The organism is Limnohabitans sp. DM1, from assembly GCF_001269385.1.
In the GTDB taxonomy this organism is placed as follows: Bacteria; Pseudomonadota; Gammaproteobacteria; order Burkholderiales; family Burkholderiaceae_C; genus Limnohabitans_A.
Window position 1 is genome coordinate 121,938 of record NZ_CXOO01000026.1, and the last position, 20,160, is coordinate 142,097.

The following is a 20,160-nucleotide window of genomic DNA, read 5'->3' on the forward strand; positions in this document are numbered from 1 at the left end:
CCACGCTCCTTAAAGTGCTGGGCACACGGGTCCGCACTGAGTTTGGGACTGATGGGCGCACAACTGGTGCAATCAGCGATCCCTGCCCAGGACACGATCAAGCAAGCCATTCAGTCGGGTCAACTGGACCAGGCGCTCAAGCTGGTGCAACAAGAGCGCCAAGCCAACCCCAAAGAAGTCCAGTTCCAGTTCATGGAAGGGGTCATCCAGGCCCAACAAGGTCAAACCGACAAAGCCATCGAAACGTTCAAAAAAATCACAGAAACACATCCCGAGCTGTCCGAGGCTTACAACAACCTGGGCGTGCTGTTTGCGGCTAAAGGCCGACTGGAAGAGTCTCGCAATTACCTCGAAAAAGCGCTGCAAACGCACCCCAGTTATGCCGCCGCGCACCGCAACCTGTCTGATGTGCACAGCCAACTGGCCAAACAATCGTATGCCAAGGCCTTGCAGGTTGAACCCAAAGCCAAAATCAATGCACCGCAGCTGACTTTGCTGGGCAGCATCGGGCCAGACAAACGCAGCGCAGTCGCCGCCAGCAGCCTGCCTGCAACGGTGACGCCATCGCCCAAGCCCGCTGCTCAGACAACTGGCACTTCAGCAGCGCCCGCCACCCTGCCCGCTTCAGCCCCCGCCCAGACACCTGGGGTGGCCCCAGTGGTGGCAACTGCCCCGGTCGCCACTCAGGCCACGGGCGTGACGCCTGCAAAACCCAGCCCCACAGCATCCACAACGGCCCCCGCGCAGACCAAAACTTCGCCATCAGCGCCACCCTCGGCTGTGGCAGCACAAGCCAAACAGCCTGCACCCGCCACCGCAGAGCAAGCCACCGCACCCCAAGCCACAGCGGCAGCGCCTGCTGCGGCCAAAAACAGCCCCTCCGCCAAAACAGAGGAGGCCGATGTCCGCGCAGCCGTCCAGGCCTGGGCCAAGGCCTGGAGCCAAAAAGACATGTCGCGCTACTTTGCCGCCTACACCAGCAGCTTTGCGGGGGGCGATCGGCAGTCACGCGCCAAATGGGAAAGTGATCGACAAGTGCGCATCGTGTCCAAGAAAAGCATTTCGGTGGTGGCCAACCACCTCAAGATTGAAGTCAACGGCAACAAGGCAACGGCCCAATTCCAGCAAATTTACGAATCGGACAACTTCAAGGGCAACAGCCGCAAAACGTTGGAAATGGTCAAGCACGGCGAGAGCTGGCTGATTGCGCGCGAGACCGTCAATTGAGCTGGCTCAGGGCATTGACCAAGCGGCGCCACCGCGACGCGCCGCACGCTTCGGGCTGGCCCAGGTTGCTGCGCTGGGCGGCACTGAGCTTGCTGGTCGGCTTACTGGCACTGGCTGCGTGGTGGGCCACGGCAGGCCACGGCCAACCTGACGCCGCCATCGATTTGACCAACGCCCAGGCCACCTCTGGCCCCATGCGTTGGCGCATTGAATTTGAGCCCGGCCCAGACCAGCCCACCGCCACCAGCACCGACCCGGAAACCCTGGTCAGACGCATCTATGCCCAGCTGGGCCAGGGCGAGCGCAGCCAGGCCCTGGCCACTGCAGCCAGCCTGACTGCACAGTTTCCCAACTTCCAGCTGGGGCAACTGCTGTATGCCGACTTGCTCAACATCAGCTCACGACAGCCGATTCACGGTGACGAGATGGATGAAGACACTCGGCCTTCAGCCCTTAAACGCCTCGAAGAATTGGTGCTGGAAGCCAAACGCCGACTCAGCCACCCCGAGGCGCACACCCTGCACGGACAAATTCCGGCTGCACTGACCTATATTGACCCGCAGCAAGCCTATGTGGCCGCCGTGGACGCTTCGCGCTCGCGTCTCTACTGGTTTGCCAACCGCAGCGGGTCTGATGGCAAGCCCCAACTCGAACTGCTCAAGGAAACCTATGTTTCAGTAGGCATCAACGGGGTGGGCAAGCTCAAGGAAGGCGATGGCAAGACCCCCTTGGGCGTGTACTTCATCCAGAAAAACCTGCCCGGCGCCACCTTGCCCGACTTGTTTGGCGTGGGTGCCTTGACGCTGAACTACCCCAGCGCCATCGACATCATGCGCAACAAAACTGGCTCGGGCATCTGGCTGCACGGCACGCCCAGCGCGCAATACACCCGGGCGCCCGAATCCACCGATGGCTGCGTGGTGCTGGCCAACCCGGAAATGGAAAAACTGCTGGATTTGCCCGGCCTGCGCATGACCCCCGTCATCATTGCCGACCAACTCGATTGGGCTCCTGCCGGTGGGACATCCAGCCTTTATGCGGATTTCAAGCCCACGCTCGACCAGTGGCTGCAAGCGCGCAACGGCCTCGACCCCGAAGTATTGAAACAGCACTACAGCAGTCGCTTTCAGCGCGAAGAACTGGATCTGGACCACTGGTGGCCCAAATTGGCCAAGTTGTCCTTGGGGCATTACAAAAGCAAACCCCTGCAGTTGGTGTCTGTGTTGCGTTGGCAAGATGCCGAGGACACGCTGGTGGTAACCCTGAAAGACCCCAACCAGAAGCATCCGCAGGCACATCAATACCTGCGCACTTACTGGCAAAAAGAAGGCGCGGCCTGGAAAGTGATCTTTGAAGGACCGACCTGACCATGCACCAGGACTTGCCGTTTTTCAACGCCCGCATCGACCCCGATGGCGGCAGTTTTGACGCCTGGCGTGAGCAGTCCCTGCTCGACTCGATGGAGCAAGGCGGCTTGCAGTGGCCCAGCTCCTGCCGCTCGGGCAGCTGCCGCACTTGCATCGGCCACCTGATCAGCGGCCAAGTGCGCTACGAGATGGCCTGGCCGGGCCTGACCGCCGAAGAAAAAGCCGAAGGATGCGTCCTGCCTTGCGTGGCCTTTCCGGTCAGCGATGTGGTCCTCAAAGACCCCTTCACCGATTGACCCTTGGCGGTGTCGCACGGCAAACGCGGGACGCGGCGAGTGCCGACCTGATCGCCCCCTACTCTTCGATGCCCAACTCCTGAATTTTGCGGGTGATGGTGTTGCGGCCGATGCCCAATTTCTGGGCGGCTTCGATGCGTCGGCCCCGAGTGGTGGCCAAGGCGGCCTGGATCAGGCTGGTTTCAAAACGGCGCGTCAGCACATCCCACACATCGGTGCGGTCAGTGGCCAGCAGGCGCAAGGCTTCAGCTTCCAGACCGGGCTCCCAGGTGCCAGACGCCAAAGGGGCTGACACAGGCGCTGCCGCCCAGGCGGCACTGGCTTCTGCAGAGGCCGAAGGGGCAGCATCGGGCACTGGCTGCGCAATGGGGACCAGGGGCGCCTCGGCTTGCGGCGTCATGCTCTGTGGCGCTGCCACCGCAGGCGCTAGCACATCCAGCACTTCGGGTGGCAGGTCTTTGGTCTCGATGACTTGCGCAGGCGCCATGACGGTTAGCCAGTGGCAGATGTTTTCCAGCTGACGCACATTGCCCGGAAACTGGAAATGGCTCAGCCGCTCAATGGCCGCGTCGGAAATGCGCTTGGGCTCCACCCCCAGCTGCTGGGCGCTGCGCTGCAAAAAGTAGCGCGCCAGCATGGGAATGTCTTCACGGCGCTCGCGCAACGCGGGCAGACGCAGGCGGATCACGTTCAGGCGGTGAAACAAGTCTTCGCGAAACACGCCTTCCTTGACGCGCTGCTCCAGGTTCTGGTGGGTGGCGGCGATCACGCGCACATTGGCCTTGACGGCGCTGTGCCCGCCCACGCGGTAGAAGTTGCCGTCCGACAAAACGCGCAGCAAGCGGGTCTGTAGGTCAAAGGGCATGTCCCCGATTTCGTCCAGAAATAAGGTGCCGCCATCGGCCTGCTCGAAACGGCCCCGGCGGGTGGTTTGCGCCCCGGTAAAGGCGCCACGCTCATGGCCAAAAAGTTCGCTCTCCAGCAAGTCTTTGGGAATGGCCGCCGTGTTGATGGCCACAAAGGGCTGGTTGGCACGCGGCGAGTGCTTGTGCAGGGCGTGCGCCACCAGTTCCTTGCCCGAGCCCGATTCGCCGGTGATCAGCACCGTCACATGGCTTTGCGCCAGGCGGCCGATGCCGCGAAACACGTCTTGCATGGCCGGGGCTTGGCCCAGCATTTCGGGGGTGTCGACCTGGGTTTTTTCGCTCACTTCTTCGCGTTGGCTCTCGCCCACGGCGCGCCGGATCAGCTCCACCGCTTTGGGCAGATCAAACGGTTTGGGCAGGTATTCAAACGCACCGCTTTGAAACGCCGACACGGCGCTGTCCAGGTCGGAAAACGCGGTCATGATGATGACCGGCAAAGCGGGTAAACGCGCCTTGATGGTTGTCAGCAAATCCAGGCCCGAGCCGCCGGGCATGCGGATGTCGCTGACCAGCACTTGCGGGCCCTCTCGGCCATCTTCCGAGTCCAGCGCCTTGAGCACCTCGCGCGGATTGGTGAAACTGCGGGTGGGCAAGCCTTCGCGCAAGAGTGCTTTTTCAAGCACAAAGCGGATGGATTGGTCATCGTCTACGATCCAGATCGGCTTCATCGAAGTGGCACTTTCTGTGGGCACTCTTGTGCATTAAGGCAAGGGAATCATGATCTTGAAATCCGTACGGCCGGGCTCGCTGTCACATTCGATCATGCCGTGGTGCTGCTGAACAAAGGTTTGCGCCAACGTCAGCCCCAGGCCCGAACCGCCCTCACGCCCCGAGATCAACGGGAAGAAAATGCGGTCCTTGATCGAGTCTGGAACACCAGGCCCGTTGTCCATCACATGCAATTCCAATGCCAGGCGATAACGCTGTTTGCCAAACGTGACTTGTCTCAAGATTCGGCTCTTGAACGTGATCTGCGCATCGCCCTGTGCCATGCGTTCTTGCAGGGCTTGCGCCGCGTTGTGGGTGATGTTGAGCACGGTCTGAATCAGCTGCTCACGGTCACCCCGAAACTCGGGGATGGAGATGTCGTAATCGCGCGTGACTTTGAGCCCCTTGGGAAACTCAGCCAGGATCAGGGCACGCACCCGCTCACACACCTCGTGGATATTCACATCGCCCACCAAATGCGGCCTGCGGTGCGGTGCCAGCAAGCGGTCCACCAGGGTTTGCAGGCGGTCGGCCTCATGAATGATCACCTGCGTGTATTCGGTCAGCTCCTTGTTGTCCAGCTCCATTTCCAGCAACTGGGCCGAGCCGCGAATGCCACCCAGCGGGTTCTTGATTTCATGCGCCAGGTTGCGAATCAGTTCCTTGTTGGCCTGCGCTTGCTCCAGCAGGCGCTCTTCACGTTCCTGGCGGGTTTGCTGCTCCACCGGCAACAGCTCCACGATCACCTCGTGGGGCTGGTCAGAAGGGGCCACGATCACATGTACGGGCAAGCTGTCGTTGTGATGCAGGCGGCGCAGTTGGGCCTCGTAGCGCAAGGCGGCAAACTCGTTGGATTGAGCGCCCACCAGGGCATTCGTCAGCGGCAGCGGGTCCAAAAAGTAGTCGGGCATGTGCGTGCCCTGCAAGCCTCGGCGCGATAAGCCCATGGCATCTTCGAGTGCAGCATTGGCAAAGCGGATGCTGCCTCGACCGTCCAGAACAGCCACGGGGGTGGCCAGCAAATCAAAGGCCTGAAATCGGTGGGCAATCTGTGACATGGAGCTTCAGAGTCTCAAGGGTGGGTCGGTGCGGGGCGTCGGGCCAGTTCGCGCTGCAGGCTTTCCATGTCGCGCTCGGCTCGCTCAATGGCTGCTTTGAGCACAGCCATGCGCTCTTGGTGTTTGGCTTGTTCTCGCGACTCGGATGACCACAGCACCATGCCGCCCTGTTTGTACTCTTGGAGCATTTGCGCATGCTGTTGCTGCGTTTTTTCCAGTTCGGTGACCACAATGGTGCGGGCCTGAGCATCCCGGTCCTTTTGTGTGGTGACCTCTGCTTTGGCGGGGTCTATTTTGGTGCGGCCTTCTGCGGGCGCAGAGCCCGTGCCGCCCATGCTGGGGCGCGTGCCCTCGATCACGGTCACTGCTTGTGCTTGCAGCAACTGGCATCGGCTTTTGTCACGCGGCGCATTGGTGTATTCCTGACCACAGCGGTAAACGCTCTGCTGAGCCTGCACGCTCCACGCCACGCACAGGCCGCCCACCGCAACAGCCATCGCACGCATGGCGTCGTACCGATTCAAGGTTGGAGGTTTCATGGCTTGCACCTTTTCATCAACAGGCATTCAGGATCATGCCTGATCGGACTAAAAAAAAGGACGGCCGAAGCCGTCCTTTTTTGCACTGAGCTGTGCAATCCGCATGTGCAGGATTACAGCGAGTAGTACATGTCGTACTCGACCGGAGACACTTCCACGCGGCTGCGGTTGACTTCCTGCATCTTCAATTCGATGTAAGAGTCGATCCACGCGTCGGTGAACACGCCGCCCTTGGTCAAGAAAGCGCGGTCGGCGTTCAGTGCGTCCAAAGCCTGGTCCAAGCTGGAGCACACAGTAGGCACCAACTTGTCTTCTTCTGGAGGCAGGTGGTACAGGTCTTTGGTGGCTGCTTCGCCGGGATGGATCTTGTTTTCCACGCCGTCCAGGCCAGCCATCAACAAGGCTGCGAAGCCCAGGTAGGGGTTGCACAGTGGATCGGGGAAGCGGGCTTCCACGCGGCGGCCCTTGTCGGATGCGACGTTAGGGATGCGGATCGAAGCCGAGCGGTTCTTGGCGGAGTAAGCCAATTTCACGGGTGCTTCGTAGTGAGGCACCAAACGCTTGTAGCTGTTGGTGCCGGGGTTGGTGATCGCGTTCAGGGCGCGCGCGTGCTTGATGATGCCGCCGATGTAGAACAGGGCGAATTCAGACAATCCCGCGTAGCCATTGCCTGCAAACAGGTTCTTGCCATCTTTCCAGACGGACTGGTGAACGTGCATGCCGGAGCCGTTGTCGCCAGCGTAGGGCTTGGGCATGAAGGTGGCGGTTTTGCCGTAGGCATTGGCCACGTTGTGGATCACGTACTTTTGCATCAATGTCCAGTCGGCGCGCTCGACCAAGGTCGAGAAGCGGGTGCCGATTTCGCACTGACCGGCGCCCGCCACTTCGTGGTGGTGCACTTCAACGGGAATGCCGATGGACTCCAGAATCAGCGACATCTCGCTGCGCATGTCGTGGGTGCTGTCCACTGGGGGCACAGGGAAGTAGCCGCCCTTGACGCGGTTACGGTGGCCGCTGTTGCCGTTGTCCATCTTGGTGCCGCTGTTCCATGGGGCTTCGGCTTCGTCGATGGCGTAGAAAGTGTTGTTGGGCTCGGTGCTCCAGCGCACGTCGTCAAACAAGAAGAATTCGGGTTCTGGGCCGAAGAAGGCGGTGTCGCCCAGGCCAGCTTGCTTGAGGTAAGTCTCGGCGCGCTTGGCGATCGAGCGTGGGTCACGCTCGTAAGCTTTGCCGTCTGTGGGCTCAATCACGTCACAGATCAATACCAGGGTGACTTCTTCGAAGAAGGGGTCGATGAAGGCGCTGTTGGCGTCGGGGATCAACAGCATGTCGGAGGCTTCGATGCCTTTCCAGCCTGCAATGGAAGAGCCGTCGAAGGCTTGACCGTCTTCGAACTTGCTTTCGTCAAACTGCGACACGGGCGCAGTGATGTGTTGCCACTTACCACGGGTATCGGTGAAGCGGAAGTCAACAAATTTGACTTCATGTTCTTGCACCATCTTCATCACGTCTGCGACGGTCTTGGCCATCAAATTCTCCTGGTTGGAAAGGGGTTGAAATACGTACTTTCATGCAATGCAGTTTTTGTGCCAGCTAGAGCCAAATACTGCAAATTCCGAATACGCAGTGATTGTGCCTTCGTCGCGGCCCGGTTCGCCACTTGCTCAGAAAAAAGTCTTCCACCTTGACTGCGCCCAATGGCCCGGCTAGTCAGCCCTCAAAAAACCACGCACTGGCCTGCAGGCATCTGTGGCAGCAGGCTGACGCTAACGCATTGTTTTGGTGCATTTTTGCACAAAATCGGTGCAAATCAACTCAACGCACCATTTCGGGGCCGTATTGCACATCAAACACCTTCAGCCCTTGTCGCAAATCCAGATAAGCTTTGTCTGCCTGCTCGGGCGCACCTTTGACACCCAGTTCGATGTGACGCCCCCATTGCGGGTGGTCCACACTGGGCAGGCTGAACACCTTGACCCCCGGGTGAGCGGCTTCCACCGACTCCATCAAGGGCGTGAGTGTCGCCTCCATCGAACCGAGCACGATGACCGACTTTTCAAGCCAGGCGTTTTGATGGAAATGCGCGGCATAACGCGCATCCAGTACCGACGCCACCATGGGCCAGGCCATCACCGGAAAGCCCGGCACAAAATGCACCGCACCACCGCCCGGCCCCTGACAGGTGAAGCCCGGAATCTTGTTGTAGGGGTTGGCAATGATGCCAGCCCCTTCGGGAAACACGCCCATGTTGAGCCTTTGCACGTTGTCGTCGCGATCAGGCTCATAGGGAAGGCCCTGCTCTTTGGCCACGTCCTGCATGCGCTCTTGAATCAGCAGCTTGGCCTGCGGGTGCAAGGCCAGCGGCACACCCAGAGCGCGCGCTGCACACTGGCGGGTGTGGTCGTCGGGCGTCGCGCCAATGCCGCCACATGAAAACACCACATCCGCCGAAGCAAACGCCCGTTGCAACGTTGCCGTGATGCGCTCTGGCGAATCGCCCACGTAGTCGGCCCAGGACAGACTCAGCCCGCGCTCAGACAGCAGCTCAATGACTTTGGGCATGTGCTTGTCCTGGCGTTTGCCAGACATGATTTCGTCGCCAATGATGATCAGGCCAAAGATGGGGGTCGTCTTCAAGGTCATGGAATGTCGTGAAAAATTCTGGATCAAAAAGGTGATGCGTTTGGCAATGACTCAGGGACTGGAGCGCGGCAGCACATCGGTGATGTTGTCCAGTTTGGCCTGATCGTCTGCGCCCAGCCGAGCGGCTGCGTGGGGCGATGCGGCGTTGCTCGAAGAAGGCGCCGCGGCCAATACATCGTCCACCGCGCCTGGTCGAGGTTCATCGCGCAAGGCTTGCAAAGCAGCCAGTGCAAAGTGAGCAAACCACAGCGAGGAAAAAGCAAACACCAAGGTGTAGATCCAGATGGCCACAGGCACCAAGATCACAAAAGCCGCCGCAAACAAGGCTCCCGAGGCCCATACCAGGCTGGGCGCTGCGCCCATGAGACCGGTGACCACGCCCATGGCCAAAAAGCTCATGCGGTGACGGGCCATGAGGGCGTGGCGTTCGTCGGCACTGGCAAATTCGGCCAGCACGTCAAACGCCATGACGCGGTAAGTGAGCCAGCCCCATATGAAAGCGGGCAGCACCAAGGCCAGCGGCGGCACCAGCCACATGGGCAAAGTGATCACCAATGCACCCAAGGCCAGCACCAGAGAGAAAAAGGTCCACCACAAACTCATCAGCAAACTGCCTCCGTGCTTGCGCTGCAAACCCGCAAAGCGCCTGTCAGCCACCATGCGGGTGAGCGCCGGGGTCATGAAAAACGACACCGCCAGCAAAGACGCCACCACCACCAACGGCGTGAAAGAAAAGATCACCAACAAGGGCGCCACCACGGTTTTGAGGTCGGGCAAACCCACACCCTCGAGCCAGCGCCAGACCACGTCCAACCAGCTGGAGGCATCCAACCACCCGCGAACAAAGGTGACAGCCACATCCCAATACAGCCAGCCCAGCCCCCCGGACGCCGCCACGATCAGCACCAAGGGCAACACGGACAAGCCAATCGCCTTGGGATACAGGCAATACAAGGCAGCACGCCAAAAAGAATCCATCAACAGTTTCATGCGCGAAAGCTTAACAGTTCAGCCAAGAATGTCAGTCTCTTCGAGTTCAGACCTACGGGGACCGTGTATTCGTAGGTCGGTGGTCGAAGACCCCGATGTTGTTTGGCCGCCGATACCGCCCGATCAGACGCGCAAGCGTTATGACCAATGCTCACGCATCTGCATGCCAGTTCAAGCACTGCAAACCCGGCACACGCGCAAACTCGCGCACGTTGCGTGTGATCAGCATGGCTTGATGGCGCAGTGCAGTGGCGGCGATCAGGGTGTCGTGTGGGCCAATGGGGGTGCCTGCGGCCTCCAGCGTGGTGCGGATGCGGGCGGCATGCGCGGCACATTCGGCATCGAATGGCAGCATTTGCATGGGCCTGAGCAATTGCGCCAATGCGGCCAACCGGGGCGCCGCCGCCTCTTGCGGCAGCCGCAGCAGGCCGAAGCGCAGCTCGTATTCCACGATGGCCGGAACCCCTAAATCCGCAGGGCGCAGGGCTTGCAAGCGCGGCACGACTTGCGGGTCACCCCGGAAGTAATAACTGATGGTGTTGCTGTCGAGGACGAACATACCGGCCGCTCAAAAACCCAGGCGCGGCACGTCAGCGGGCTGCGGCGTGGCCGTGTCTTCGCGCATGGGGAAATCTGCAAAGCGCCCGGCCAATGTCAGGCAATCGTGCGGCCAGTCGTGGGAGGCATAGGTTCGAATGATGTCAGCCACCCAACGGCTTTTGGACACACCGCTGGCCTTGGCCGCTTCATCCACCAAAGCCTGGGTGGCGTCATCGAGGTAGAGCGTGATTTGTGACATGGTCTTGCTCCTGAATACAAGTATACGTGCAAGTATATGTGCTCATGAGAATACTTCAAGCCCTGCCCACCAAACGCAGCACCCCCTGCCACTGCTGCGCCCAAAAGCCCCGTCCGTAGTCGCGGCCCTTCTCCACCTGGTCGCGCACGCCCGTGGGGTCGTAGCGCAGCTGGAAGTCGGCGGTACCAAAGAGCATGTCCCACCAGGGCAGCAGCACGCCGAAGTTGCAGCCTCCCAGAACGGTTCGCCCCTGCACGTCAGACTCATGACCGATGCCGATGCTGTGGTGTCTGCGGTGAAAGCGCGGGCTAACCCACAGGCGCTCGCCGATGCGGCCAAACCAGATGCGCACATTGGCGTGCTGGAAGTTTTCGCTCAGTTGGCCAATGGCCACCAGGGCCACAAACTGCCCCGGCCCCACCCCGATGAGCACGGCCACGGCCGACAAAATCAGACTGGTCGCGATGTCGTCCAGCAGGTGGTTGCGGTTGTCGCTCCACATGGTCATCTGCCGCTGCGCGTGGTGCATTGAGTGCAGCGCCCACCAGGTGTTCGACTGGTGTTGTGCCCGGTGAATCCAGTAATGCACAAAATCAAACACCACCAGATACACCAAAAAGCTGAACACGGCGCCGTCGCTCACGCCAGGCCACAACTGGTCCAGGTGCCAGGTGGGCAGACCCATGACGCGCAGCATGCCCAGGCCTTGCTCGAACAACGCTTCGAGGCTGAAAAACATCGCCAGTTTGAACAAACCCAGGCGGTGGATCAGGGTGTAGAGCATGTCTACCCGCACGGCGTGTTTGTCCTGCACGGACTCGGCGGGCCACAGGCGCTGCATGGGGCCCAACACGGTGACCATGACCAGGATTTGCAGCACGCCGACCACCACCCAGCCACTGCCTTCGTAGGCTTTTTCCAGCAAGTTGTCTTGCCCTAGGGCCAGCGTCAGGGGTTGCAACACATCTTCAAAAAACAGTTGTTGCAAATCAGAAAAAATGTCAATCAGCGCGTCCATGCCTCACCTTTGCGCGTCGGTCTGCCCCGAGAGTTTCAGGGGCTGTTGAAGAATCCAGTCACGGTACTGTGGGTGTTCTCGCAGGGTGGCAAAGCACAGACCGCGCGCCTTCAGGCCCACGATCAGTGGCTCCAGCACGGCAGGTGCCCAAGGGTCTTGGCGCGACCAAATGCCCAGGTGGGCCATCAAGACGTCGCCTGCCCGGATGTTGTTGAGGGCTTTTTTCAGCAATTGCGCATTCGGATAGACGTCGCTGGGCAATTCGTCCCCCAAAAAGCCCGCATCAGCCCAGCCCACATGCACAAAACCGCACTGTTTGGCAGCCGCCAGCAAGCGCGGCGAAGTTTTGCCGCCAGGTGCCCTGAACAGGGGCAAGGGCGCCTGCCCAGTCAGCACTTGCAAACGACTGGCCGCTTGACGCAGGTTGTCGCAGTATTCCTTGGCCGACCACACCAGGTTCTGGCCAGCCTGCGCGCCCGCCGAGGGGCGAATGCGAAAGCTGTCAGCGCCCAGATCGGCCCGCCAATAAGCGTGGTCCCAGGTGTGCGAGGCAAAGGCATGGCCTTCGGCGGCGCGGGCTCGCCACCAGGGCGCCCAGTGCTGGCCCAAGCTGCCGTCCCCTTCATGGGTTTTTTCGTGGGCGGCAAAAAACGTGACCTGCACTTGCTGGCGCTGCAGCACTTGGGCAATCAGGGGTGCCACGGCCATGTGGCCGGTGTCAAAGGTGAGGTAAACAGGTTGGGTGCAGGCCGCCGCCCAGGCCAACGCGGGCGCGGCGCTGGCCAGGCCTGCGAGCAAGGCGCGAATGGCTTTGTCAGTTCCTGGGCGCATGGTCCAGCGTCCACACCCCGTGGGGCGATTTACCCACGGGCACTTGGCGCACCACTTTGCGGGCAGCGATGTCAACCACCGTCAATTTTTTGGCCCAACGCGACGCCACCAAAATGAATCGACCATCGGCCGAGACCTCCATGCAGTCCGGACCTGAAGGCGCCGGCAATTCGGCCACCACCTGCAAAGTGGCGTAGTCGATCTGGCTGATGGTGTTGGCCACGCGATTGCTCACAAACACATGGCGTTTGTCGCCCAGCGCCCGAAAGGCGTGCGCGCCTTTGCCGGTGGGCAGCATCTTGATCAAGCGAGGCTGGGTGCCTGTGATGTCATACACCTCCACCCCGGTGCCGCCGGTGATGCCCACGAGCAGGGTTTTGTCGTCCGGGGTGCCAAACACGTCGGCGGGCATGGTGCCCGTGGCGATGCGGGACTTGAGCGTTTGCGTGGCCAGATCAATCGAGATCAGCTCATTGTCGTCTTGAATGGAAGCCCAGACGGTGGTGCTTTTGCTGTCGATCCACAAGTGACTGGGGGTTTTGCCGGTCTTGAGACGCTTGGCCAGGGTGAGTTTGTGGCCGTCCCAGCGGTAGATGTCGACATGGTTCAGGCGGTTGGCCGCCGTTACAAACCACTTCATGTCGGGCGAAAAGCGCAGGTGATAGGGGTCCAAAATGCCCGTCATCACACGCTGGATTTGTGCCGTGCGCGGGTCAATGAAGGTCAGCGAGTCGCCCAAGGCGTTGGCCACAATCACCGACTTTTCATCGGGCGTGAGGTACAGGTGGTGCGGCTCTTTGCCGGTGGGAATGCGCTTTTTCTCCGTCCAGGTCTGGGGATCGATCACGCTGACGTTACCGTCCAGCGAATTGAGTACAAAAACCGGAGCCGGACTGGCCGACGCCATGGCGTGAAACTGGAAAAACAGGGCGAAAAAACCCAAAAATCGGATCGTACGGGACAAAGAAATCACAAAAACGCTTTCAAAATCACATTCAAGTGTAATCGGGCCGACTTGAGGAAAGCAGATGCAGATCAAAAGCACCACAAAAATGACCGTTTTGGGCCTTGACCTAGAAGTGCAAAGCCTGTCCGCCCCCACCCCCACCGATGCGCCCACCCTGGTTTTTTTGCACGAAGGGCTGGGCAGCGTCGCCTTGTGGCGCGACTGGCCGCAACAACTGTGCGCGCGTCTGGGCTGTGCCGGGCTGGTGTATTCCCGCCAAGGCTATGGCCAGTCGCAGGCCACGCCCGATGTGCGTGGCGCATCGCGGCAGGTCCATGGCCAGCGCCACGGACGACTGCTGCCCGACTACATGCACCACGAAGCACTGGTGGTGCTGCCCGCGCTGCTGCAGGCGCTGGGCATCCAACGGCCCGTGCTCTTGGGCCATTCGGACGGCGGCACCATCGCACTGATCCACGCCAGCCGCCACCCGGTGGCAGGCTGCATCGTCATGGCGCCGCATGTCATGGTCGAAGACATCTCGGTACAGGCCATCACCGCCGCGCGTGAGGACTTTGAACACGGCCGCCTGCGCCAGCGCCTTATGCCCTTCCATGCCGATGTGGACTGCGCCTTCTGGCAGTGGAACGATGTCTGGCTCAGCGATGCCTTCCGCACGTTTGACATCCGCACTGAACTGCCGGGCATCACCGCGCCCTTGCTGGCGATTCAAGGCGAAGCCGACCCCTACGGCACCATGGCCCAGATCGACGACATCGCACGGGCCGTGCCGCATGCGCAGCTGCTCAAGCTGCCCGACTGCGGCCACTCGCCCCACCGCGACCAAGCCGAAGCCGTCGCGCAAGCCGTGCAAGCGTTTGTGGGGGATCTGTAGGTCGGCGGCTGTGGACCCGGCATTCGTCCTTTTTCCCGTCATTGCGAGCAAAGCGTGGCAATCCAGTGCTTGGACAATCACCGCATCTGGATCACCGCGAACCGCCACATCACTTCGCTCCTCGCGGCTGCAGCTGCGACCTACGGGGCCTTGTCGGACCGGAAGGTAAAGCTCAGGCCTTGAGCAAGGCCAGGTCTTCCTCTGTCAACCAGCGCCACTGACCGGGCGCCAGATCGTTCAGCACCAGACCGCCGATTTGCGAACGGTGCAGGCCCTCAACCCGGTTGCCCACTGCTGCCAGCATGCGTTTGACCTGGTGGTATTTGCCCTCGGTCAGGGTCAGCTTCAGGTGCAGCTCGCCCACAGCCTCGCAGGCAGCGGCTTTGACCGGCTTGGGGTCATCGTCCAGGACCACGCCCGACAAAAGCTTGTTCACCATCTCGGGCGTGATCGGGTGCTTGGTGGTGACCTCATAGACCTTGGGCACATGGTGCTTGGGCGAGCTCATTTTGTGGATGAACTTGCCGTCATCGGTCAGCAGCAGCAAACCCGTGGTGTCCTGGTCCAGCCTGCCCACAGCTTGCACACCCTGGACAGCGGCCTTTTGCGGGCGCTGGCGCAAGGGGGGTGGCAGCAAGGTGTAGATGCTTGGCCAGGTTGAGGGTTTTTGCGAACACTCGGTGCCCGCCGGTTTGTTCAGCAGCACATAGGCTTGCTCTTTGAAGGGCCAGTCGGTGCCTTGCACATTGAACTGGAGATCTTCAGGTTCAAAAAATTCGCCCGCATCGGTTACGGTTTCGCCGTTGACTTGCACATAGCCTTGCTGCACGAGACCTGCACACACCCGGCGGGTGCCAAAGCCCTGGCTGAACAAGATGTCTTCGAGGCGCATGGGTTTGAGGGATTTGGCTTTCATGGGGCATGATTGTCGCCGCGAATTCGCCCCAAACACCCCACCTTGCCGGAGACCCTTGCCCATGAACGCCGCCCTGGACACCCTGACCCGCATGACCGACACGCTGGCAGCCTGCCAACAAGGCGCTTTGCCTCAAATCGACATGATCCGCCAGTGGCGCAGCGACGCGACCAGCCTGCCTTTGCCGGACAAGTTTGGGGATGTGCTGGCCAACTTGCTCGACCGCATCGAAGCCAGCGCCCTGTTCAGCGAAGAAAGCTGCTCGTTCAGCCAAAAAGACTTGTTCGACAGCCTGCACCTATGGGCCAACAAGGCGCGGAGTCGGCTGGCCAATTCGTAGGTCGGCGGTCGAAGACCCCGACATGAAGCACCAACAATACATGTCGTGGCTGAAGTCGCCGACCTACAAAACTCGGAGATGCCCATGGTCTTTGTCGCTTTTGAGCGGCAAGGTGAGGCGAATTTGGCCGGTTTTTGTCGGAGCTTGCCCTGCAAGCGATGGCTTGTGGACCACAAGCGTTCTATCGCCAGCAGGGCTGGCTCCCACAAGGCACATCAGGGCATGCCAATTGCTGACGTCATGACCCCCCTCATCCATCAGGTGCCCCACCAACGACAACGGGCCCCAAAGGGCCCGTTGTGTTGTGCAATGCGGCTGAATTACTTCAATGCCTTGAAGCGCACGCGCTTGGGTTTGGCGCCCTCTTCGCCCAGACGCTTTTTCTTGTCGGCTTCGTATTCCTGGTAGTTGCCGTCAAAGAACACCCACTGGCTGTCGCCTTCGGCGGCCAAAATGTGCGTCGCAATGCGGTCCAGGAACCAGCGGTCGTGGCTGATGACCATGACCGAGCCTGCGAATTCCAGCAGCGCGTCTTCCAGGGCACGCAAGGTTTCCACGTCCAGGTCGTTGGAGGGTTCGTCCAGCAGCAACACGTTGCCGCCTTCGATCAGGGTCTTGGCCAAGTGCAAACGGCCGCGCTCACCACCCGACAACATGCCGACCTTCTTTTGCTGGTCGCCACCGTTGAAGTTGAAACGGCCGCAATACGCACGGCTGGCCATCTGGAACTTGCCCACGTTGATGATGTCCAGACCGCCCGAGACGTCTTCCCACACGGTCTTGTTGTTGTCCAGGTCGTCGCGGTTCTGGTCCACAAAAGCCATTTTCACGGTCTGGCCGATCTTGACTTCACCGCTGTCAGGCTGCTCCCGGCCCGAGATCAGCTTGAACAGGGTCGACTTACCGGCGCCGTTGGGGCCGATGATGCCAACGATGGCGCCCGCTGGCACCTTGAAGCTCAGGTTGTCGATCAGCATGCGGTCGCCAAAGGACTTGCTGACGTTCGTGAACTCGAACACTTCGTTGCCCAGACGCTCGGCCACAGGAATGAAAATTTCCTGGGTTTCGTTGCGCTGCTGGTATTCGTAGTCGCTCAGTTCTTCAAAGCGGGCCAGACGGGCCTTGCTCTTGGCTTGACGGCCCTTGGGGTTGGCGCGGGCCCACTCCAGTTCCTTTTTCATGGCCTTGGTGCGGGCGTCTTCGGTGCGCTGCTCCTGCTCCAGGCGGGCTTCTTTTTGTTCCAGCCAGGTGGAGTAGTTGCCCTTGTAGGGGATGCCGTGGCCACGGTCGAGTTCCAAAATCCACTCGGCGGCGTTGTCCAGGAAGTAGCGGTCGTGGGTGATGGCCACCACGGTGCCCGAGAAACGCGACAGGAACTGCTCCAGCCAGTCCACCGATTCGGCGTCCAAGTGGTTGGTCGGTTCGTCGAGCAGCAGCATGTCGGGGCGCGACAGCAGCAAGCGGCACAGCGCCACACGGCGCTTTTCACCGCCCGACAGGTTGCCGATCACGGCGTCCCATGGGGGCAGGCGCAGCGCGTCGGCGGCGATTTCGAGTTGGTGGTCAGAGGCGTCGCCTGCGGTGGCAATGATCGCTTCGAGCTTGGCCTGCTCAGCGGCCAGCGCGTCAAAGTCGGCGTCTTCTTCGGCGTAGGCGGCATACACCTCTTCGAGGCGGGCTTGCGCGGCCTTGATCTCGCCCATGCCGTTTTCGACCGACTGGCGCACGGTTTCGGTGGGGTCAAGCTGGGGCTCTTGCGGCAAATACCCGATCTTCAGGCCCGACATGGGGATGGCTTCGCCTTCGATCTCTTTGTCGATGCCGGCCATGATCTTGAGCAAAGTGGACTTGCCCGAGCCGTTGGTGCCCAGCACGCCGATCTTGGCGCCGGGGAAAAAGGACAGCGAAATGTCTTTGAGGATCTGACGCTTGGGCGGCACGATCTTGCCGACCCGGTTCATGGAAAAAACGTATTGAGCCATTTGAAAACCCTGAATAAAAATTGGCAGAGACTGAACACCCCGTGGGTGCCAGCTCAAGACCTCAAGCCGGTAGATGGGGGCGTGTGGTGTCTGTGCAACCCGGCATTATCCCAGACAGACACGGTTGCAGGTATCGCCAAGGCTTGCGGGGCGCTGGCACAGGCCTCACAGGGCGCGTTCGGTGATGCGCCCGGCCCGGCTGGAAAACTGCACCTGGCTGTCCATGGCTTCCAGTTGCACCCGGGCGCTGCGCTGGCCATAGACCTCGGCCCGAAGCCAAGTGCACTCGGCGTCCAGCAATTCGTCCGAACCCAGACTGCACCACCAGACCCGGCCTTCGCCGTCCCAGCGGTAGCCGCGTGCCTTGAGTTTGTCCTTGGCCTCAAACGGGGCACCCATGGCGCGCAGCTTGTAGCGGGTCTGCCCGGCACCCGCCAAGAGGCGCGACAAACCGGTCAAACCATCTCCCAGGGGCGAGGCCAGCACCTGCAGCAAGGCGTGGCAATCGACCTGCGCCCGGTGCGCGTCGTAAAACCAGCCGCGCTCAGACGCCAAAAACTCCAGCTTGGCCGAGCCGCTGCCCTCTTTTTTCCAGTCAATGCCCATGAAGGAGCAATTCCAGGCCTTGCGGGCAAACACCGGCAGCCGGGCTTCGACAAAAGGCCGGTCAAACCCGGCGTTGTGCGCCACGATCAGATCGGCCTGCTCCACCAGCGCGGTCACTGCCGCATCGTCGATGCGCTGTCCCTGCACCATGGTGTCGTCAATGCCCGTGATGTCCTGAATGGCCGGTGGAATCGGCTTGCCCGGGTCTTCAAACGACTCGTAAATGGCCACAGGCCCCACCGGCAAACCCGTGGCCACATCCACCTGCACCGACAACATGGCCAGCTCGATGATTTTTTCGTTTTTGCTGTCCAGCCCGGTGGTTTCGGTGTCCAGCACGATCACGCGCTGCGTGGCCTGCCCCTGCAAGCCGCCGTAGTCGGCGCACGGCACCAAACGGCGCAGCACCCGAAAGTCCGGGTGCTGGGCCAGGGCCTGGGCCATGGCTTCGGGGTAGGCACTGGCATGCGGGCTTTCTGGCGGGGAGGGCAAGTTGCTGGGGGCCTGCGCCGGGTTCTGGCTGGATGCTGTGGGTGTGTCAGCCAAGGCGTGTGCGTTAGCCAAGGCAGGAGAGACGGGCACAACCATGGGCAAGGCTGCGGCCGGGGACACGGCCACCGGCTTGGCCAGCCGGGGACGCCCCGCCTTCTTGGGCTTGTCCACCCCGCCCGGCTCGAAGCCGAAAAAACTCATCTGATCGGTTTTGTTCATAGGCCGAGATTAAACCGCGACTTCGGGCATATCGGCCCACGAAATTGATCCTGAGCTTGCGGGCATGTGTAAGGCACTCATGAAACGGCCAACTCTGAAATGTGTTGAATCTTGATCAGCAGATCCGGCAAACGCGCTTGGCTCGCGCCATCGGGTGGCAAGTGCCCCGGCAAGGCACCAACAAAATGACGATCCGTCAAAAGATGTTGAAACTGCGCAGCCAAAAACGCACGCAAAGGTGCAAGGCTTTCCTGGCATTCATTCAGCAAGGAAGCGCGACCATCAATCACGCTGATGATGTCGCCCATATCGTGGCTGAACAAATAATCTCCGCTGCCTCAACCATAAAACGCCTCCAGCTTGGTGGCAATGAATTCGGGCGCGCGCAACACTCGAATGGGCACACCACTGGGCAATGTGAGCGTTTGGGAAGTGGCCATGCCCATGCGATACCACCGGTTGGCAAAGCCCAAAATTTCTTCTTTCGTGGGCATCAGGTCAACCGATACACCATCTACGCACCAACGGCACACGGGTGCATCGGGGCTTTGGTCTTGCACAAAGCCCATGTCTCGAAACTGATCCTCAAAGCGGTAATAGTCGGCCAAGGCTTCGGCGTTGGTGACGATGTCACATTTTCCGTGCGGCGAATGGGCGGCATGGCCAAATCGGTGATGAGCAAACCTGCGGCGGCACCGCCCACAAACACCAATTGACTGCACAGTTCGGGGCCCAAACTGCGGGCGACATGCTCCAGCATGGCCACGTTCGGGTCATTGGGGTTGAACACCTGCATCAACTGGCCCAGCGTTTGTCCAGCTCGGCAATGGCCAAAGCACGCTCGCGCATGCTGCCCCCGCGCACGGCATCCACCAAAGCCAGCAGCTCGTACAAGGCGGGGTTGTTTTTGGCAGCATCGGGCACCGTGGGGTACAGCGGGTAAAACGCCACACCGCGTGCCGTGCCATCTTTGTGCGGCCAAACGGGCACGGGCTCGGTACTTTGCACAATCAACTTGTTCAGTGGCGCAGCCGCATGCGCCGTGGGCATGCCCCGGCCCATGGGGCCATGCGTGGCCGGAAAGCTGTAGCGCACACCATGCTGCACAAACAGACGTAAGGCATGCAACAACAACACGGGCTTGCCTGATTCGTCTTTGCGAGCCAGCTGCGCGGCCACGGCACGGTCTACGCCCGCGTGAATTTCGGAGGCCGTGAGCTTGAGCTCCTCCGCCAAAGCGGCATAAGTTGGCACGCTGTCTGTCCCCAAAGACAATCGCAGCAGCACCACCATGTCTTGAAGGCGCAGCACCATTTGGGGGTTGGAAATTGTTCGGCTCATGGGGCGAGTTGAGTCGTTTAT

General features: G+C 60.7%; 22 protein-coding genes. 5 read left to right on the forward strand and 17 right to left on the reverse strand.

Annotated features, from left to right (window positions below):
• Positions 1 to 51 precede the first annotated feature (51 nt).
• Genes AMM33_RS10440 through AMM33_RS10450 form a run of 3 tightly spaced genes read left to right on the forward strand, consistent with a single transcriptional unit; the run spans position 52 to position 2,890 of the window.
• Complete coding sequence (locus AMM33_RS10440; RefSeq protein ID WP_194945377.1) at positions 52 to 1,227, forward strand: nuclear transport factor 2 family protein; 1,176 nt, start codon at positions 52 to 54, stop codon at positions 1,225 to 1,227.
• Positions 1,224 to 2,594, forward strand: coding sequence for a L,D-transpeptidase family protein (locus AMM33_RS10445; protein WP_194945378.1), 1,371 nt, complete (start codon positions 1,224 to 1,226; stop codon positions 2,592 to 2,594). Before AMM33_RS10440 ends, AMM33_RS10445 begins: the two co-directional genes overlap by 4 nt.
• Before the next feature lie 2 nt (positions 2,595 to 2,596).
• Positions 2,597 to 2,890, forward strand: a complete 294-nt coding sequence (locus tag AMM33_RS10450; RefSeq protein ID WP_090141070.1) for a 2Fe-2S iron-sulfur cluster-binding protein — start codon at positions 2,597 to 2,599, stop codon at positions 2,888 to 2,890.
• Positions 2,891 to 2,948: 58 nt separating this feature from the next.
• Here the strand turns inward: AMM33_RS10450 and ntrC are convergent, their stop codons facing one another.
• From ntrC to AMM33_RS10505, 11 genes are all read right to left on the reverse strand, one after another.
• Positions 2,949 to 4,484 (reverse strand): nitrogen regulation protein NR(I), encoded by a 1,536-nt coding sequence (ntrC, locus tag AMM33_RS10455; protein ID WP_090141315.1) that lies wholly within the window; start codon positions 4,482 to 4,484, stop codon positions 2,949 to 2,951.
• 33 nt (positions 4,485 to 4,517) lie between these two features.
• Complete coding sequence (glnL, locus tag AMM33_RS10460; protein WP_090141071.1) at positions 4,518 to 5,582, reverse strand: nitrogen regulation protein NR(II); 1,065 nt, start codon at positions 5,580 to 5,582, stop codon at positions 4,518 to 4,520.
• A 14-nt stretch (positions 5,583 to 5,596) separates the two neighbouring features.
• Positions 5,597 to 6,121, reverse strand: a complete 525-nt coding sequence (locus tag AMM33_RS10465; protein WP_194945379.1) for a hypothetical protein — start codon at positions 6,119 to 6,121, stop codon at positions 5,597 to 5,599.
• 113 nt (positions 6,122 to 6,234) lie between these two features.
• Positions 6,235 to 7,650: a type I glutamate--ammonia ligase gene (glnA, locus tag AMM33_RS10470; protein ID WP_090141075.1), complete on the reverse strand. Its 1,416-nt coding sequence runs from the start codon at positions 7,648 to 7,650 to the stop codon at positions 6,235 to 6,237.
• A 286-nt stretch (positions 7,651 to 7,936) separates the two neighbouring features.
• Positions 7,937 to 8,764 (reverse strand): competence/damage-inducible protein A, encoded by an 828-nt coding sequence (locus AMM33_RS10475; RefSeq protein ID WP_090141077.1) that lies wholly within the window; start codon positions 8,762 to 8,764, stop codon positions 7,937 to 7,939.
• 51 nt (positions 8,765 to 8,815) lie between these two features.
• Complete coding sequence (locus AMM33_RS10480) at positions 8,816 to 9,754, reverse strand: EI24 domain-containing protein (RefSeq protein WP_090141079.1); 939 nt, start codon at positions 9,752 to 9,754, stop codon at positions 8,816 to 8,818.
• 151 nt (positions 9,755 to 9,905) lie between these two features.
• Complete coding sequence (locus AMM33_RS10485) at positions 9,906 to 10,313, reverse strand: type II toxin-antitoxin system VapC family toxin (protein WP_090141080.1); 408 nt, start codon at positions 10,311 to 10,313, stop codon at positions 9,906 to 9,908.
• Positions 10,314 to 10,322: 9 nt separating this feature from the next.
• Positions 10,323 to 10,553 carry a ribbon-helix-helix domain-containing protein gene (locus tag AMM33_RS10490; protein ID WP_090141082.1) on the reverse strand — a complete coding sequence of 77 codons (231 nt, stop codon included), beginning with the start codon at positions 10,551 to 10,553 and terminating at the stop codon, positions 10,323 to 10,325.
• A 55-nt stretch (positions 10,554 to 10,608) separates the two neighbouring features.
• Positions 10,609 to 11,571, reverse strand: a complete 963-nt coding sequence (locus AMM33_RS10495; RefSeq protein WP_090141083.1) for a sterol desaturase family protein — start codon at positions 11,569 to 11,571, stop codon at positions 10,609 to 10,611.
• Positions 11,572 to 11,574: 3 nt separating this feature from the next.
• Positions 11,575 to 12,402: a polysaccharide deacetylase family protein gene (locus AMM33_RS10500; RefSeq protein WP_090141085.1), complete on the reverse strand. Its 828-nt coding sequence runs from the start codon at positions 12,400 to 12,402 to the stop codon at positions 11,575 to 11,577.
• Positions 12,386 to 13,309 carry a YncE family protein gene (locus tag AMM33_RS10505; RefSeq protein ID WP_090141317.1) on the reverse strand — a complete coding sequence of 308 codons (924 nt, stop codon included), beginning with the start codon at positions 13,307 to 13,309 and terminating at the stop codon, positions 12,386 to 12,388. The genes AMM33_RS10500 and AMM33_RS10505 overlap by 17 nt, the downstream gene beginning before the upstream one ends.
• A 121-nt stretch (positions 13,310 to 13,430) precedes the next feature.
• Here AMM33_RS10505 and AMM33_RS10510 point away from each other — a divergent pair, with 121 nt between their 5' ends.
• On the forward strand, positions 13,431 to 14,243 hold the full coding sequence (locus AMM33_RS10510) for an alpha/beta fold hydrolase (RefSeq protein WP_090141087.1): 813 nt from the start codon (positions 13,431 to 13,433) through the stop codon (positions 14,241 to 14,243).
• 172 nt (positions 14,244 to 14,415) lie between these two features.
• Here AMM33_RS10510 and AMM33_RS10515 read toward each other — a convergent pair whose 3' ends face one another.
• A complete protein-coding gene (locus tag AMM33_RS10515) occupies positions 14,416 to 15,135 on the reverse strand; it encodes a pseudouridine synthase (protein WP_090141319.1) in 720 nt (239 codons plus the stop codon).
• Between the two features lie 85 nt (positions 15,136 to 15,220).
• On the opposite strand from AMM33_RS10515, the gene AMM33_RS10520 reads away from it, so the two are divergent.
• On the forward strand, positions 15,221 to 15,499 hold the full coding sequence (locus AMM33_RS10520) for a hypothetical protein (RefSeq protein ID WP_090141088.1): 279 nt from the start codon (positions 15,221 to 15,223) through the stop codon (positions 15,497 to 15,499).
• 320 nt (positions 15,500 to 15,819) lie between these two features.
• Here AMM33_RS10520 and ettA read toward each other — a convergent pair whose 3' ends face one another.
• The 5 genes from ettA to AMM33_RS10545 all read right to left on the reverse strand — a co-directional run bounded on the left by ettA (position 15,820) and on the right by AMM33_RS10545 (position 20,139).
• On the reverse strand, positions 15,820 to 17,481 hold the full coding sequence (ettA, locus tag AMM33_RS10525) for an energy-dependent translational throttle protein EttA (protein WP_090141090.1): 1,662 nt from the start codon (positions 17,479 to 17,481) through the stop codon (positions 15,820 to 15,822).
• A gap of 165 nt (positions 17,482 to 17,646) precedes the next feature.
• Positions 17,647 to 18,798 (reverse strand): 3'-5' exonuclease, encoded by a 1,152-nt coding sequence (locus AMM33_RS10530; RefSeq protein ID WP_090141092.1) that lies wholly within the window; start codon positions 18,796 to 18,798, stop codon positions 17,647 to 17,649.
• Positions 18,799 to 18,875: 77 nt separating this feature from the next.
• Complete coding sequence (locus tag AMM33_RS10535) at positions 18,876 to 19,106, reverse strand: hypothetical protein (RefSeq protein ID WP_090141094.1); 231 nt, start codon at positions 19,104 to 19,106, stop codon at positions 18,876 to 18,878.
• Between the two features lie 30 nt (positions 19,107 to 19,136).
• Entirely contained in the window at positions 19,137 to 19,406 is a 270-nt protein-coding gene (locus tag AMM33_RS21945) for a hypothetical protein (protein ID WP_194945380.1), read from the reverse strand.
• A gap of 187 nt (positions 19,407 to 19,593) precedes the next feature.
• Positions 19,594 to 20,139, reverse strand: a complete 546-nt coding sequence (locus AMM33_RS10545) for a hypothetical protein (RefSeq protein ID WP_194945381.1) — start codon at positions 20,137 to 20,139, stop codon at positions 19,594 to 19,596.
• Positions 20,140 to 20,160 lie beyond the last annotated feature (21 nt).